This window comes from Streptomyces virginiae (assembly GCF_041432505.1).
Classification (GTDB): Bacteria; Actinomycetota; Actinomycetes; order Streptomycetales; family Streptomycetaceae; genus Streptomyces; species Streptomyces virginiae_A.
This window is the reverse complement of the sequence record NZ_CP107871.1, coordinates 8,887,986-8,902,638: the sequence shown is the minus strand read 5'-3', so window position 1 is coordinate 8,902,638 and position 14,653 is coordinate 8,887,986. Positions and strand designations below refer to the sequence as shown.

Below are 14,653 nucleotides of genomic sequence, written 5' to 3'. Positions count from 1 at the left end.
TCATCACGGGTCCGGTTCTACCGGCCCTCGTACCGTCACCACCAAGCCGCTCCCCCGCACGGCCGGGCGCTAGGGAGGTCCTCCTTCGCCTTCGCCACGGTCCCTGCAGCGTACGAAAGCCCTTCCGGTTCAGACTGTGCCGGTTGGGCCGGCTCGGGGCTGTGACCTGCGGTGGGGAGCTCCTGGGGAGTCACCGCTACGTGCTGGTTCCAGTCGTGATGCGGCGGGGGTTGTCCTGGTGAGCCGCCCGGTGAGGACGCCGCCGTTTCGTGAGGGCAGAGCACAACACCTCACCCGGAAGGCACACCTCATGGCTCCCACACCTCCTCCTAGCGGCCGGCGTAGCCGTGTCGCCGATCGATCTCTGCTGCCGTCGCTGCGCAAACTCCGCCCCGAGACCGTTCCGGTCCGCACGGCGCCGCGCGGGCCCCGGCTGGTTCGCCTGGCGCTGTGGGGCGTCCTCGGTGCCGGTCCGCTCGCCCTGGTCGCCACGCTGTACGCGCCGCGGACCGCCGTGGTGCAGGCCGCGCCCGCGCTGCAGCCCTCCGATGCCCGCCCTCCGGCCGATCCCCGGGGTGCGGCGGAGCTGTTCGTGGACCTGTGGCTGCGCGCCGACGGGGCCGACAGCCGCATCGCGGCCGCGGTGCGGGCGCTGGCCCCCGAAGTGGACCTGCCCAAGCGGCCCCGCTCCACCGACGCCCCAATCACCGCCGGGGGGCGGGTGGTCGCCGTCCGTACGGTGGTCGGGCCGGGTACGTGGACAGTGGTGGTCGCTGCCCTGCGGGACCAGGCCGAGCCGGCCCCCGCAGGCGATCCGAACGCGGTGGCGCCGCTCGTGCGGTACTACGCGGTGTCCGGGACCGGCGGCACGGAGGGCACGCCGGTCACGATCGGCGGTGCACCCGCCGAGGTCGCCGCCCCCGACGCGGCCGCGGTTCCTGCCGCGCAGTTCACCCACCGGGTCCCCGCGGGCGGCGCGTTGGAGGCCTCCCTGGGCGAGTTCGTCCGTGCCTACCTCGGCGGCGGACAGAGCGGCGGACTGGAGCGCTACCTGTCGCCGGGGCTGCGGGTGTCCGCGCCGAAGACGGCGCCGTACGTGCGCATCGAAGTCACCGACGTCCTCGCCGACGCCGAATCCGCCACCGCCGCGGCGGTCCCCGCCGACGGGACGAAGGCGCGGGTACGGATCCGGGTGAGCGGCGAGGACAAGCAGGGCGTCCGCTGGCCGCTGACCTACCGGGCGGAGGTGACCGCCCGCGCCGGGCGGTGGGAGGTCAGCGCACTGGAGTCCGGCATCACCGACCTCCCCTCGGGCACGAGCTCCCCCTCCCCCGCCGCCGTCTCGGGTGGTGGGCGATGAACACGCCGAACTCCGTGGTACTGGCCGGGAAGCTCAGCTCGCTCGGCGATTCCTTTATCGGGACCCTGGCCAACTGGGCCGACAACGGGCTGAAGGCCGCGCTGACAGTGGTGGTCGTGGTCACCGTTGCGCGGAAGTTCTCTCTGAAGGCCGGCATCGGTGCGCTCATCGCGCTGGTGATCGCCCTCGGGATCTACAACTCGCGTAATTCGCTCGCGGCGATCTTCTCCGACGAGATCAACAACCCGGCCAAGAGCGCCGGCCAGACCGTCGTGGTGATCACACCGCACGACGGCACGGACGGCGGTGCGTCGTGAGCCAGCAGGGTGTTACCCGGGTCTACACGAGCGCGCGTCGGCACCCGTGGGTGCTGGGCAGGCTCGGCGACTGGACGGTGCCGTTCGGCCCGTACACGCCGGCGCAGCTGGTGGTGCTGGGTGGCGGGGCCTTCGCCCTGATCAAGACGTATGCGTTGTGGTCGTGGGCGGGTCCGGTCCCGGTGGTGCTGTGGATCGCGTCGGTGTGGGCGGTGCGCGGGGCGCAGATCGCGGGGCAGAACCCGTTCACGGCGTTGCTCGGTGTGCTGGTCCTGCTGGCCCGGCATCCGGCCGGGCGGGTGGGGGGCCGGATCGCCCGCGACCGGCGTCCGTCGCACCTGCGGTGCCGCTTCACCCTCACCCCGGCCGTCGAGCCGCTCATGGCCACGGCCGTCGGCAAGGCACCCGCCGTCGCGTCTGCGGCCTCTGTGGCCCCCCTGCCGGTGGTTGCGGCAGCCGGTTCGGGTCTGTCTCGGCTGCTGGCCGGCGCCGGACAGGGGGCGGTGTGATGCGCACGCCGTTCCGGCACATCCACGGCCATCTGCTCTGGTCGACCACGTCGCAGGTGTGGGGAGTGTGGCGGGTGGCGCCCCTGCCCGGAGGTTACCTGCCCGACCGGGTCCGCCAGGAGCTCCTCGGCCGGGTCACCTCCCTGGTCCGCTCGATGCCAGGGATGGAGCCGCGTCTGTTCGTCCTGGCTGCCCGTACCGACCCGGGCGAGATCGCCGAACGCATGGTCGCGGGCGTCGACTGGCATCACCTGCCCGCGTGGGCGCAGACCTGCGCGGCCACGGTGGATCTGCTGACCGGCCAGGAGATGCACGAGCGGACCCTGTGGCTCGCCGTCCCTCTCGCGTCGAAGAAGTCCGCCGCGGGTGTTTCGCTCGGTGCCCTGTACGCGGAGCTGTCGGCGGCGCTGGATCTGCCGCCGGTACCGGTGTCGGAGGCCGATGTGCGGGCCGCGGTGGAGGAGGCCGGGCGCGTACAGACCTCGTTGGGGGGCGGGCTCGACCTGCGCCCGGCGTCGCCGGCGGAGATCGTATGGATGCTCCAACATGCCGTCCACCGGGGTCTGGCGGAGGAGCCGCTGCTGGGCGACGCCGAGCACAGCCCCTTGTTCGGCAGCCGTGTCCGCGACGGACAGTTGTCCTCCCCCTCGTACGCGGACCTCGGGAATATCCGTCTGGCCGAGGGCGGCCGCGACCACGCCGAGTCCGCGAAGGCGGACAGGACGCCGTGGTGGCGCTCCGGTACGTCCTCGCCCCTGGGCCGCAAGTGGCTGCAGGTCGAGTCCGACGCCGGCATCGGCTATCAGGCGCACCTGGTGCTCGCCGAGCTTCCTCCGGCGGTGGCGGTGCAGAGCGCGGACGTCCTGGCGCAGTTGGAGGGGCTGCCGTTCCCGGTCGATGTCGCGGTGGACCTGCGTGTGGTCCCGGCGAAGAAGGCGCGGGAGCAGGTGCAGCGCAAGAAGCGTGAACTGCTGGACCAGGCCGAGCAGTACGGGGCGCAGCCCACGGGGATGCCGCATTCGCTGCCGGAGGCGGCCGGGGACCTGGCCGAGCAGGACGCGCGGATGGCGCGGACCTCGGTCGAGGTCGAGGTGCAGTCCGTCACGGTCCTGAGCGTGTGGGGTCCGGACGCGGCGACCTGTGACGCGCGGGCGCGGGAGCTGTCCGCGGCCCTGTCGGGCGGTGACTACCGGGTGGAGCGCCCCTACGGGATGCAGGAGGAACTCTTCGCGCTGGGGCTGCCGGGTGCGGTCCGGGCGCCGAAGCTGGGTCAGTTCACCCAGCACCAGTTGTCGGAGGACTGGGCTGCCAGTGGGGCGCTGACCCTGTCGCGGGTGGGCGATCCGGCCGGGATGCTGATCGGGCACGACCTGGACAGCGGCACCATCCGGCCCGTTCTGCTCAACCCGGCGGACGCCCCGCAGGTCAACGCGTCCGCGTCCAGCGCTGTGATCGGTGACCTGGGCAGTGGCAAGAGCGTGCTGGAGAAGCTGGTCACCTCCGCGGTGGTGGACCGGGGCGGTAGGGCGATCGTGATCGACCGGACCCCGATCCGAGAGTGGGCGAGCTTCGCGCGGGCCGCGGTGGGCGAGCGCTGCCAGATCATCGACGCCGCTCAGGCCCGTATCTCCATCGACCCGCTGCGGGTGTTCGGCGGGGCGATCGGCGCCCACTACGCCCTCTCCTATCTGACCCTCCAGCTGGGGGTCGGGGCGATGACCGCGGCCGGCGCGGTCCTGCACCACGCGGTCGAGGAGGTGTCCGGCGGGCCGGAGCCGTCCATGAGCAAGATCCTGGACGTCCTCACCGCGCTGGCCGCGACCGGCAGCAGCAGCCGTGCGGACGCGGCGGCGACCATGGCCGACCTGCTACGGATCGTCGCAGGCAACCCCCTCGCGGCGATGGTCTTCGATCCCGGCCTGCCTGCGGTCAGCCTGGACGGCGACATGGGCGCCGACATGGTGGTGGTCACCACCACCGGCCTCACCCTCCCCCCGCGCGAGGCGTTCGCCGACGTCGAGGTCCTGCGCCAGCAGCCGCTGGAGGCCCTGATCGGACGCGCCGTGCTGTATCTGATCGCGGCCATCGCCCGGCAGGCCGCTTTCACCGACCCCGGCAGGTTCTGCCTCGTCGAGCTGGACGAGTGCTACTGGCTCACCTCCTCCGCGGAAGGATCGGCCCTGGTCCACGAGATCCTCCACGACGGCCGCAAGCACGGCGCCGGCGTAGCCCTCGGCGCCCACGACGAGGCGGAGCTCGGGAAGGACTCCGGGCTGATCGCCTACCGGTTCCTGGCTCGCACCACCGACAGCGCCCGCGCAGCCAGGGGATTGCACTTCCTCGGCCTGGACGGCGAGGACGAGGATCTGATCCGGCTGGTGACCACCGGGTTGTCCCCTGTCGGGCAGGCCGGCCGGGAGGGCGAGATGCTGCTGCGCGACCCGCGGATGCAGGTCGGCCGGATCAAGGTCGTCGTCCCGCCCGTCGCCCGCCTGAGGAAGAACATCTTCACCACCCCGGGCCGCTCCCGAACACCGGCCGAGGGGAGCACCCGGTGATGCGCGTACGAGACCGGTTCGACCACGGGACTGTGCGGTCCGCGGGATTCGTGGCGCTGCTGACCGTGGTCTTCCTGGTGACCAACACCGCGGTGGCCGCGGCCGCCGATGGATCGTCGACCGGCGGTGGCCTGCTCGGGCCGCTGGACATCGTCACCCGCGAGGGTGTGCCGCTGAGCAGCTACCAGCTCGACAGCTCCGTCCAACCCGCATCCGCAGGCCTGCGTCCCCAGAACCCGACGGACCTTATCGGCGGCTCGGTTCTGAAGTTCGACGTCATCGGGGAAACCCAGCGTCTCCTGCTGAGTGGTCTGTTCACCCTGGTGCGTCTGCTGGTGGGCCTGTGCTGTTGGCTGATCGGATTCGTCTTCGACTTCCCGCTGTTGCGTCTGCTGACCGATCCCGCGCAGCGCCTCGCCGACGCCTACCAGCGGCACGTCGTGGACGCCCTCGGTCTCGAAGGGCTGCTGCTGGCGTGGGCGTTCGTGTTCGGGCTGGTCCTGTTCGTGCGGGGCAAGGTCGGCAAGGGGTTGGGGGAGATCGTGCTGACCCTGGTCATCGCCGCGCTGGCCGCCAGTGCGTTCGTACGGCCCGACTACATGCTGGGCGAGGACGGGCCGCTGCAGCAGACCCACCAGGCCGCCATCGAGGTGGCCTCCATCACCACCGCCTCGTACTTCGACACCCCTGCCCGCGGCGGCCGCCCCTGCGACACCGCAGTGGGCCCCGCCCACGACGCGTGCGTGGCCGAGCAGGCCGACGCCAAGACCGTCACCACCCCGATCCAGGCAGCGCTCACGGACGCCCTGGTCGTCAAGCCCTACATGCTCCTGCAGTACGGGCGGATCCTCGACCCCAAGAAGGAGGGTGAGAAGGCCGCGTACGGCGCCCACCTGAAATGGGTATCGGGTAACGCACCGGCACCCCCTGCGAAGCCCGGGGAGAACGACCCCTGTGCGGGTCTCGACGGGCCCTCGACGGACTACTGCGAGAGCGCGCAACCGAAGCCGAGCAAGGAAGACAACTGCGAGCTTCTCATCACCCCTGCCAAGGAGTATTGCGAGAAGGCCATGAAAGGTGAGGGGGCAGCCGCCGGCGGGGACGGATTCCCCGGGCTGATCAAGAACCTGAACAACGCGGGACCTGTGGGCAAGTCCGCGGCCGCGTACGCGGAGAAGCCGTCCTGGGACCGGGTGTGGGCCGTCCTGGCTCTGCTGGTGGCCGTGGTCGTCGTGGCGCTGATGGTCGTGTCGATGTCGGTGGTGATGCTCGGCGCCCAGGGCGCGGATGCGGCCGCGGCGGCCGGCGGGCCGATCGCATGGGTGTGGGCGATGCTGCCCGGCCCCTCCCGGATGCTGCTCTGGCGGTGGCTGGGCGTCTTCGTCGTCTCCGCCCTGGTGGCGTTCATGGCCGCGATGGCGCTGCCCCTGTTCGGGATCGCCGTGGATGCGATCCTGGCCGACAGCGGCGCGGATCAGATGATGGAACGCCTGCTCCTCCTCGACGCGCTCGCGGTCGGATTCCTGGTGCTGCACCGGCGGATCCTGCGGGCGACGGCCGGATTCGGGCAGCGCATGGCGACCCGCATGCGCTACGCGAAGGTCGGCGGCAGCCACCTGCCCGGCGACAACTCCGAACTCGGGGCCGCCCTCGCCATGCACGGCGCCGCCCCGGGCGGCGGATCCGGTGGACTGGGCGGCAGGGCTTCCGTGACGTACGGGGCGTTCGGGGCCCGGCTGCGGTCCCTGGGCAGCCTCGCCGCGCTCTCCGACGGTACGGGCATGCCGATGAACCCCGGCCGGCTGCTCGGCGACGCCGTCGCCGAGGGACGACGCGGAATCGCACCGCTGGCCATCGCGCTGCGCGCAGCCCACACCGCGCTCGTCGGGCCGCCGCCCGGCCGGCATCCGGCCGCGGCACGGCTGCACGCGTTCGCGAACGGCACGGCCGCAGGCCGGCCGGGTGGCGGGGAGATGGTGGTGGACGAGTGGACGGGCGAGATCCTGCACGACCCGGAAACCGACCGGCCGCTGCTGGGATCCCGGATCCATGCCCGGGCGAGCCGACTGCGCGGCTACCGCATCGCGTCCCGTGCCGCACGCGTCACCTACGGCGCGACCCTGGGACTGCCCCGCAACCTGTCAGCAGTGCGATCGGCGGCCTCGGAGTTCACCACCGACGCCCACACACAGTTGAGGGTCGCCTCCCACCGGGTCCGCGAGGACGGGGGCCGCTGGATGCGGACCGTCGACCACGCCGGGATGGCCCTGGCGACCGCCTGGCAGGTCCACGACCCGGTCGGCGCCGCACGGCGCACCGCCCTCGCGGCCGCCATGCACGCTGCGCCGTCGAGCCGCACCCCGGCCGGCCGCCCGAACACCGGCGTGTCCGCCCGGCGCACCAACAGCCGCCGTTCCACCACTCCTCCTACTCCTGCCACCCCGCCCGCCCCTTCGACCCCTTCCGCCCCTTCCGCACCGGCAGGAGGCGGCATCAGCCCGAGCCGCGGCCGTCCTGCCCGAGACGACCGTGCGCAGGCCCCGGAAGCCCGACTCCAGGGGGCCGGTCAGGCGTCGACCGAGGACCAGGAACGCGCCGATGCCGCAGCGAACGCGGCCCGACTGCGCTCTGTCTTCGAGGCACGCGCAGCCGCCCTCCGACGCCGTGAGGAAGGGGCGGAAGCCCGACCCCAGGGCGCCGGTCAGGCATCGACCGAGGACCAGGAACGCGCCGATGCCGCAGCGAACGCGGCCCGACTGCGCTCTGTCTTCGAGGCACGCGCGGCCGCCGCCCTCCGACGCCATGAGGAAGGAGAGCTGTGAAGCGGGGGAAGAAGATGGGCTGCCTCACGCTGCTGCTCCTGGTCGCCGCGGTGTGCTGCACCGGGCCCGTCCTGCTGGCAGGAGCCCACAGCCAGGCCGGCCCGACAGCCGGGGCCGGTGTCGACGCGGCGGCGGCCGGGATCCCGGCGCGCATGCTGGCCGCCTACCTCACCGGCGCCTCCCGGATCGGCGCCCACGTCCCCACCTGCCGGGGAATGCGCTGGCAGATCCTCGCCGGGATCGCCCGGGTGGAGTCCGACCACGCCTCCGGCCACACCCTCAGCGCGGGCGGCGACATCACCCCGCCCATCACGGGCCCCCGCCTGGACGGTTCCGGGGCCGGCGGCAACACCACCGCCATCCGCGACACCGACAACGGCCGGTGGGACGGGGACAGCGAATACGAACGGGCGGTCGGCCCCTTCCAGTTCCTCCCCGAGACGTTCCGCGCCTACGGCAAGGACGGCAACCAGGACGGGATCACCGACCCGCACAACGCCGACGACGCGGCCGCGTCCGCGGCGGTGTACCTGTGCGGGAAGGGCCGCGACCTCACCGACCGCGAGGAACTACGCGCGGCGATCCACACCTACAACCGGTCGTGGGCGTACGTCGACGATGTCCTGTCAGGGATAGACCGGTACGACGCCCTCGGCGCCGCTCCGCAGAGTCCCTCCGGCACCGTCGGGGCCGTCATCCAGGCCGCGCTCGCCCAGCAGGGCATCCCCTACTCCTGGGGCGGTGGGAACGCACGCGGCCGCTCCACCGGGATCTGCTGCTCCCCCCGCGGGCAGGACGGCCGCACCGTGAACGGCTTCGACTGCTCGGGCCTGACCCTCTACGCGTTCGCCCAAGCCGGGATCGACCTGCCGCGCACCGCCGCCGCGCAGGCCGGCGTGGGCCGCCGTATCCCCGCCTCGGCGGGCGTCGGTGCGCTGCTGCCGGGCGATCTCGTCTTCTACGGCTACAGCCCCACCAGCGACTCCACCATCCACCACGTCGGTCTCTACCTCGGAGACGGCCAGATGATCAACGCTCCCAAGCCCGGGACGTCGGTCCGCATCGACCCGATCACGGCCCTGCCCGACTACGCGGGAGGGGCGCGGCTGCTGTGAACACCACACCCTGGTGGACCGGCGGCCGCCTCCTGGCCGCGGCCGCACTCCTCGCCGGCACCGGAATCTGGATGCTGTCGACCGGACTGACCCCCGCCAGCATCGAGCAGCCCTCCGGCACACGGGGCTCCGTCGCGCCGGCGGACCGTCCTGGGCCCACGGGCCCGGCCCCGGATCGGCCTGCGTCGTCCGGTGCGAGCGCCCCGGACGTGAGCCCCCGAGCCGTGACCGCCTCGGTCTCGCCCTGGCCGGCGACCGCGGCGCCGACGGCCACCGCACCGAGTCCAACCGATTCGACGCCGGGCGGTGCGGTGCCGGCGAGCGAGCTCCCACCGCCCGGTGAGGGCCCGGCAGCCGACCCGCTCATCCAGCAGGCCCTCGACCGGGCCGGCCGGTCCGACCTCCCTCCCGCCGACGAGCAGTACCTGATGACCGTCGGGCGTGCCGCGTGGCTGGCCGAGACCGTCCGGTACACGCAGGTGCGCATCCAGGCCACGACCGCCCGCCGTGAGCCCGACCGGGACGGCGCGGTGGTGCGCCTGGTGTGGGCAGGCGCGGACCCGGCCGGGACCTACCTGGAAGGTCGCACCGCCGCCCTCCACTACATCCGCAACGGAGAAGGATCATGGACGCGTACGTGACGACGGCCGGAGCGCTCGGCGCTGCCGCAGGCATCATCGACACTCTCGGCGCTCTCGCCGGGTGGGGGCTCGCCAACGCCTGGTGGTCGGCGCTCGTCCTCGGCGCCTTCGTGATCGGGTGGGAGTCGCTGCAACGCCGCCTCGCCACGCGGGCACTGGCCGAGCGGACCCACCTGGAACTGGTGCCCAGTGCCACGTTCGAGCCGAGTCCCGAGCAGATCTGGCGGCAGGGCATGCTCCTGATCCGGGCCGCCGGCTCCGGCCCGTGGTGGGTTCCTCGCCGGGCCCGCACGGTGCGGCTACGACTGCGCGCCGACGGAACCCGGCCCCTGATCTACCGCATCGAGGCGCCCGCCGGCGCGCACGCGATGCTGACCACCACCCCCTACGGCGCCCGAGTCCAGGCCACACCCGTCGCCCCGATCGCCGACAAGCACCGCGCGCACGTCGTACGGGGCATCCTGACCCTGAGCGGCAAGCCCGGTTCCCGGCTGCGGGACGTCCCGCTGGAGCCCGACCCGCTCCAGCCGCTGATCGACGCCGTGGCCGGCCTGCGCGCCGAACTCGGGGACCTGGCCGAGGTATGCGTCGACCTGTCGCCCGCTTCGCGCTGGCACCTCGCCGTCCGGCGCGCGCAGGGGATGCGTCTGGCTCGGGAGGAGGCCCGGCGTGAGGCGCAGCGCGAAGCACGGTGGCTCACCCAGGAATCGACCGACCCTTTGCCCGTGACGGTGGGCAGACTGCTGGACCCGGCGCAGTGGCGGGGTGCACCCCGTGGGCAGCTGGTGATGTCGCCGCAGCCGCGACGGGTCGACCGGGAGACCGTGCTGGGCAAACTCGCCGAAGGGGCCGGGCTGGTCCGGATTCAGATCCTGGTGCGCTGCGCCTCCGACGAGGCCGACCGTGCGCAGGCCAGGCTGGCACGCGTCAACGCGGCCATGGACGTGTACGCGGGAGCGTCGCGTCTTGCCTCGCAGGGCTGGTCGTTGGGGCCGGTACGGATCGGTCCGGACCGGTGGCCGTGGCGGCCGCGGTTCGACGAGCGGTGGCAGCAGGCGCTGATGCGGCCGGCCCGTAGTGGCTGGGCGCATCTGGAGGAGATCGCCGGACTCCTCAAGCCGCCGACCTCGTCGGCGGACCTGCCGCTGCTGGAGAGCGAGATGCCGACCTACAAGGTGGGCAAGGACCTGGTGCCGCAGGGCTGGTACCGGGGGCCGAACGGGCGGGAGCGGCTTCTGGCCACCCACGAGGACGACACTCTCTTCGAGGTCCAGTCCGGCAAGGCCGGGTGGGGCAAGACCATGCGCGCCCAGGTCCAGGCCGTCGCCGGCGCCCACAACGGACGCGGCCTGGCCTTCGTCGACCCGCACGGCGACTCCCTCACCGACGTCGCCCGCTACCTGGCCCACGACCGCATCATGGAACGGATCGCCGTGTTCGACCTCACCGTGCGGGACGACAGCGCTCTGCTGGCCTGCTGGAATCTCCTCGACATGTCCGGCCGGCCCCGCCCCTACGAGGTGTCCGCCGCCGTGGTGGACGCCATCGCCGCGTCCCTGGGGTGGGACGACGCGAGCGCACCGCGGGCCCTGACGATCCTGACCAAGGCCGTGGAGGCCCTGGTCGCCGTCAACACCCTCGCCGTCGCCGCCGACCTACCCGGGGGGCAGGCCACCGTCTTCCAGATCCGGCCGCTGCTGACCGATCCCACCTTCCGGTACCTGGTTGTAGGCGCTCTCGATCCGGAAGCGCGGCGGTGGTGGACGGGCACCTTCCCCGACCTGCCGAAGGACGGTCTTGCCACCGTCCTGAACCCGCTGGAACGGCTAGGGGCCAACCCCGTGATCCGGGCGTTCCTCGGGTGCCCGGTCAGCGGCTACGACATCCGCCGCGCCATGGACGAGAGCCAGGTGGTGTGGATCTGCCCGCCCGGCACCGGCCCGACCGACCGGCTGCTGATCTCCCTGCTCGTCCGCGACTTCCTGCGCGCCGGCCTGTCCCGCCGCGACCTGCCCGAGGCCAAGCGGCACCCGTTCCGCTTCTACCTGGACGAAATGATCTCCCTGGACGGGGGCACCGTCCTGGCCGAGATCACCGAACAGCTCCGCAAATTCGGCGGGCGCCTGCACGGCATGACCCAGCTCCTGCACCGGCTCAGCCCCACCACCCGCGCCGCGCTCCTGCAGAACGCCTCCTGCCTGTCGACCACCGCCGGGTCGGTCGAGGCGATCACACCGGTGACCACCCAGTGGGCGAGCAGCGTCACCCCGCAGGACGCAGCTGGGCTGGAGCGGTGGTGGCACTACGCCTCCTTCACCGTCGCCGGCAAGCGCCTCGGCCCCTTGAGGATCCGCGGACCTGAACTCGAAGAGGTCTTCGGCCGCCTCGCGAAACCGACCCGCACCCAGGCTCTGCTCCGGGCCGCGCACACCAACACCGGGGCCCGTCCTCTGTCCGAGCAGAGCGCTCTCGCCGTAGGCCAGGAGGAGCAGGTACGCGAGTTCCTCACCGGCCTGACCCCGACCACCGACAACCAGAACGAGGAGCACTACGCGTGACCGTCCCCGCCGTCATCCAGCCCGACACCGCCGACACCTACGCCCACCAGGCGCTCGCCCTGATCGCCCAGCACCGGCTGCTCACCAGCACCCAGCTCCACCAGATGCTCATGCCCCACACCCCGCCCCGGAAGGTCCACAACGTCCTCGCCCCGCTGCGCGCGGAAGGGCTCATCGCGCACACTTCGCTGGGTGTCCGAAGCGGCCTCAAGGCCCACTTCCTGACCGCCGCCGGAGCGCAGGCCGTGACCGACTGGCCCGAACTCCGCGGGCGTGCCGCCACCGTCATCGCCGGTCCCGCCGCCGCGGCCATGCGGGCGGCCCACACGCTCACCGGTGTCCGCGCCCACCTGACGTTCCTCGCCGAGGCCCGCGACCGGGGCGACGAGTACCAGGCGCTGGACTGGGTGCCCGAGGTCACCCACCGGCTGCCCGACACCGGCGGGGAGGACCGGCTCATCGCCGACGCCGTCCTCCACTACACCGCCGTCGAGCCCCGCCGGCTGCAGTACCGGGCGTTCGTGGAGATCGACCGCACGACGATGAGCAGCGAGCGCCTCGCCCGCAAGCTCATCACCTACGCCCGCTTCCATGACTACACCCCTCAGCCCGCCGGGCGCCGCGGGACCGTCGCCGGCCAGGGAGCGGCCCTGTTCGCGTGGCAGCGCTTCTACCCCCGCTTCCCCCGCATCCTGTTCGTCCTCACCGGCGCCCCCCGCGCGACGCTCACGGCCCGTATCGCGGACCTACGGCGGATGACCGCCGACCACGACCTGGTCACCCGCCTCGCCGCCCACGTCCCGCTCGGCGCAGCCGTCCTCGGAGACCTCGAAGAAGCCGGCCCCTCCGGCCCGGTGTGGACGCCCCTGGCCGGTACCGGCGAGCGCCGCGGCTGGATGCAGCTATGAGCAAGGTGAACGACCCCCACCTGACAATCACATGCGCAAAGAACAAGCCATGTGGCCGATTTCTGGCGGCACTGCCTCTCCAGCACCTGCATTCACTCCCACCAGCCGAGATGCCACCCAACCGCGAACTGGCATATGTCACACCGGCATTGGGGTCAAAGCAACACGATTGGTACCTGCGCCCCATGAACCCCATAGGCCTACCGGCCGTTTGCGTCATAAGGTGCGCTGTACCGACAGATCGCGACGCCGTGAACACGTTGCGACAGCGATGACGGGGCCTGCAATCAATCCAGCCTGCACGGTGACTTTGGGGGGTTTCCACGTGACAACAGCACGCCAGCACCACACCCGCACCACACGGTTCCGCATGCTCCTCACCGCCGCCGCGATCGCGACAACCGTTGCGGCTGTCACCACCGGCTGCACAAAGGAGAACAAGGCCGCGCCTCCGCCCAGCCCGAGCGCGTCCCCCAGCCCCTCCGCCGACCCGCAGGCCGCCGAGAAGACCGCCCTGCTCGGCGTCTACCGGGCCTTCTGGGACGCCTCGCTGAAGGCCTACTCCACCGGGTCCATGAAGAACACCGGGATGGAACCCGTAGGCACCGACAAGGCCTACGCGAAGGTCCAGGCGACTCAGATCTACTACCGGGACCACGGCTACGTCATGACGGGTGCGCCCGCCCTGTCGCCCCAGGTCACAGCCCTGGATTCGGCCGCAGAGCCTCCGAAAGCAACCATCACCGACTGCATCGACAGCACCGACTACATCCAGGTTGAGAAGCAGAGCGGGAAGCCCGTGGAGACGATGGACAAGAACCGTCGCCACGTGGCCACATATACGGCGCTCAAAATCGGTGGCACCTGGCAGATCCGTGACTTCGAGATCTCTCGGGATCAGCTGTGCTGAGCGGGGCGAGACGTATCGCGACCGTTGCGGTGTTGCTCGCGGGGGCTCTGTACGCCGTCCCCGCAGCAGCGGACGAGCCCAAGCCCGGCGCGAACTGTCCGCCAGGTGCGACCGATTGCGACGTCTACGCCGGCGGACAGAAGCCACCGAAGCCCGACAGGCCCGGTGATGACGGTAAGCCAGGTGGCGGTGGCGGTGGCGGAGGCGGAGGCAGCGGGCCTACGACCTGCATGGCGCGTGACGGTTCCGGTGGGCAGTTCGAGGTGCCGTGCCATGACGAGGAATCAGGCTGGTTCGACGCGTCGAGCTCCTGCTACTGGCGACTGCTGGAACCGCCCCCGGCTGCAAATGATCCCGTCTGGGAGGGACACACGCCGGGAGACGGCGCGGTCTACAACGGGCAGTGCCCCGGACAGCCGCTGATGGGTGGGCTGCGCTGGTTCCAGAACCCTCCACCCGGATACGGCGGTGGCCCGAACCTGGAGGCTTTGGCGCAGGAAGCGGTCACGAAAATGCGGCTGCTCGGCGCTGATGTCGGCATCGCACCCAAGCCGGGCGGGACCGGCACGGTCGGGGTTCCGGTGTGGGTGTGGAACGGGCCGAGCCCGCAGACGACCGGGCCGACCTCGGCGAGCGCGACCGCCCTCGGGGTGACGGTGACGGCCACGGCGACCGTGGCGGACGTCGTGTGGAACTTCGGCAACGGCTCCACCGTGTCCTGTCCGTTCCCCGGCACCCCCTACAGTCCTGCGTTCGGCCTGACTCCTCCGAGCAAGGCCAGCGGTCAGTGCGGCATCGCCGGCTACTCCCGTGTCGGTGAGTACACGGTGGCCGCGACGACGACGTGGGCCGTGCACTGGGTCGGTGGGGGTCAGCAGGGTGATCTGACCACGACGCGCAGTTCGCAGGCCGCGGTGCGCATCGGAGAACTCCAGGTCGTCGGCCAGTAGCCGAG

General features: G+C 72.1%; 11 protein-coding genes. All 11 read left to right on the top strand.

Annotation, left to right across the window (positions count from 1 at the left end; genetic code table 11):
- Positions 1-310 precede the first annotated feature (310 nt).
- On the top strand, positions 311-1,360 hold the full coding sequence (locus tag OG624_RS41070) for a conjugal transfer protein (RefSeq protein ID WP_266360728.1): 1,050 nt from the start codon (positions 311-313) through the stop codon (positions 1,358-1,360).
- On the top strand, positions 1,357-1,677 hold the full coding sequence (locus OG624_RS41065) for a hypothetical protein (RefSeq protein WP_266360726.1): 321 nt from the start codon (positions 1,357-1,359) through the stop codon (positions 1,675-1,677). Before OG624_RS41070 ends, OG624_RS41065 begins: the two co-directional genes overlap by 4 nt.
- Positions 1,674-2,186: a hypothetical protein gene (locus OG624_RS41060; protein WP_266360724.1), complete on the top strand. Its 513-nt coding sequence runs from the start codon at positions 1,674-1,676 to the stop codon at positions 2,184-2,186. Before OG624_RS41065 ends, OG624_RS41060 begins: the two co-directional genes overlap by 4 nt.
- Entirely contained in the window at positions 2,186-4,744 is a 2,559-nt protein-coding gene (locus tag OG624_RS41055; protein WP_371640806.1) for an ATP-binding protein, read from the top strand. The genes OG624_RS41060 and OG624_RS41055 overlap by 1 nt, the downstream gene beginning before the upstream one ends.
- Entirely contained in the window at positions 4,744-7,566 is a 2,823-nt protein-coding gene (locus OG624_RS41050; protein ID WP_371640805.1) for a hypothetical protein, read from the top strand. The genes OG624_RS41055 and OG624_RS41050 overlap by 1 nt, the downstream gene beginning before the upstream one ends.
- Entirely contained in the window at positions 7,563-8,681 is a 1,119-nt protein-coding gene (locus tag OG624_RS41045) for a C40 family peptidase (protein WP_371640804.1), read from the top strand. Before OG624_RS41050 ends, OG624_RS41045 begins: the two co-directional genes overlap by 4 nt.
- Positions 8,678-9,322: a hypothetical protein gene (locus tag OG624_RS41040; RefSeq protein WP_371640803.1), complete on the top strand. Its 645-nt coding sequence runs from the start codon at positions 8,678-8,680 to the stop codon at positions 9,320-9,322. The genes OG624_RS41045 and OG624_RS41040 overlap by 4 nt, the downstream gene beginning before the upstream one ends.
- Complete coding sequence (locus OG624_RS41035) at positions 9,307-11,880, top strand: ATP/GTP-binding protein (protein WP_371640802.1); 2,574 nt, start codon at positions 9,307-9,309, stop codon at positions 11,878-11,880. The genes OG624_RS41040 and OG624_RS41035 overlap by 16 nt, the downstream gene beginning before the upstream one ends.
- Positions 11,877-12,788, top strand: a complete 912-nt coding sequence (locus OG624_RS41030; protein ID WP_371640801.1) for a replication-relaxation family protein — start codon at positions 11,877-11,879, stop codon at positions 12,786-12,788. Before OG624_RS41035 ends, OG624_RS41030 begins: the two co-directional genes overlap by 4 nt.
- Positions 12,789-13,113: 325 nt before the next feature.
- Entirely contained in the window at positions 13,114-13,698 is a 585-nt protein-coding gene (locus OG624_RS41025; RefSeq protein ID WP_371640800.1) for a hypothetical protein, read from the top strand.
- A gap of 230 nt (positions 13,699-13,928) precedes the next feature.
- The gene (locus OG624_RS41020; RefSeq protein ID WP_371640799.1) at positions 13,929-14,648 is read left to right on the top strand and encodes an ATP/GTP-binding protein; all 720 of its coding nucleotides are present in this window, start codon (positions 13,929-13,931) and stop codon (positions 14,646-14,648) included.
- The last annotated feature ends 5 nt before the right edge of the window (positions 14,649-14,653 follow it).

Excerpts from the sequence above, each read along its gene's own strand:
- OG624_RS41070 (WP_266360728.1), top strand. The coding sequence starts at position 311 with ATGGCTCCCACACCTCCTCCTAGCGGCCGGCGTAGCCGTGTCGCCGAT.
- OG624_RS41065 (WP_266360726.1), top strand. The coding sequence starts at position 1,357 with ATGAACACGCCGAACTCCGTGGTACTGGCCGGGAAGCTCAGCTCGCTC.
- OG624_RS41055 (WP_371640806.1), top strand. The coding sequence starts at position 2,186 with ATGCGCACGCCGTTCCGGCACATCCACGGCCATCTGCTCTGGTCGACC.
- OG624_RS41050 (WP_371640805.1), top strand. The coding sequence starts at position 4,744 with ATGCGCGTACGAGACCGGTTCGACCACGGGACTGTGCGGTCCGCGGGA.
- OG624_RS41035 (WP_371640802.1), top strand. The coding sequence starts at position 9,307 with ATGGACGCGTACGTGACGACGGCCGGAGCGCTCGGCGCTGCCGCAGGC.
- OG624_RS41020 (WP_371640799.1), top strand. The coding sequence starts at position 13,929 with ATGGCGCGTGACGGTTCCGGTGGGCAGTTCGAGGTGCCGTGCCATGAC.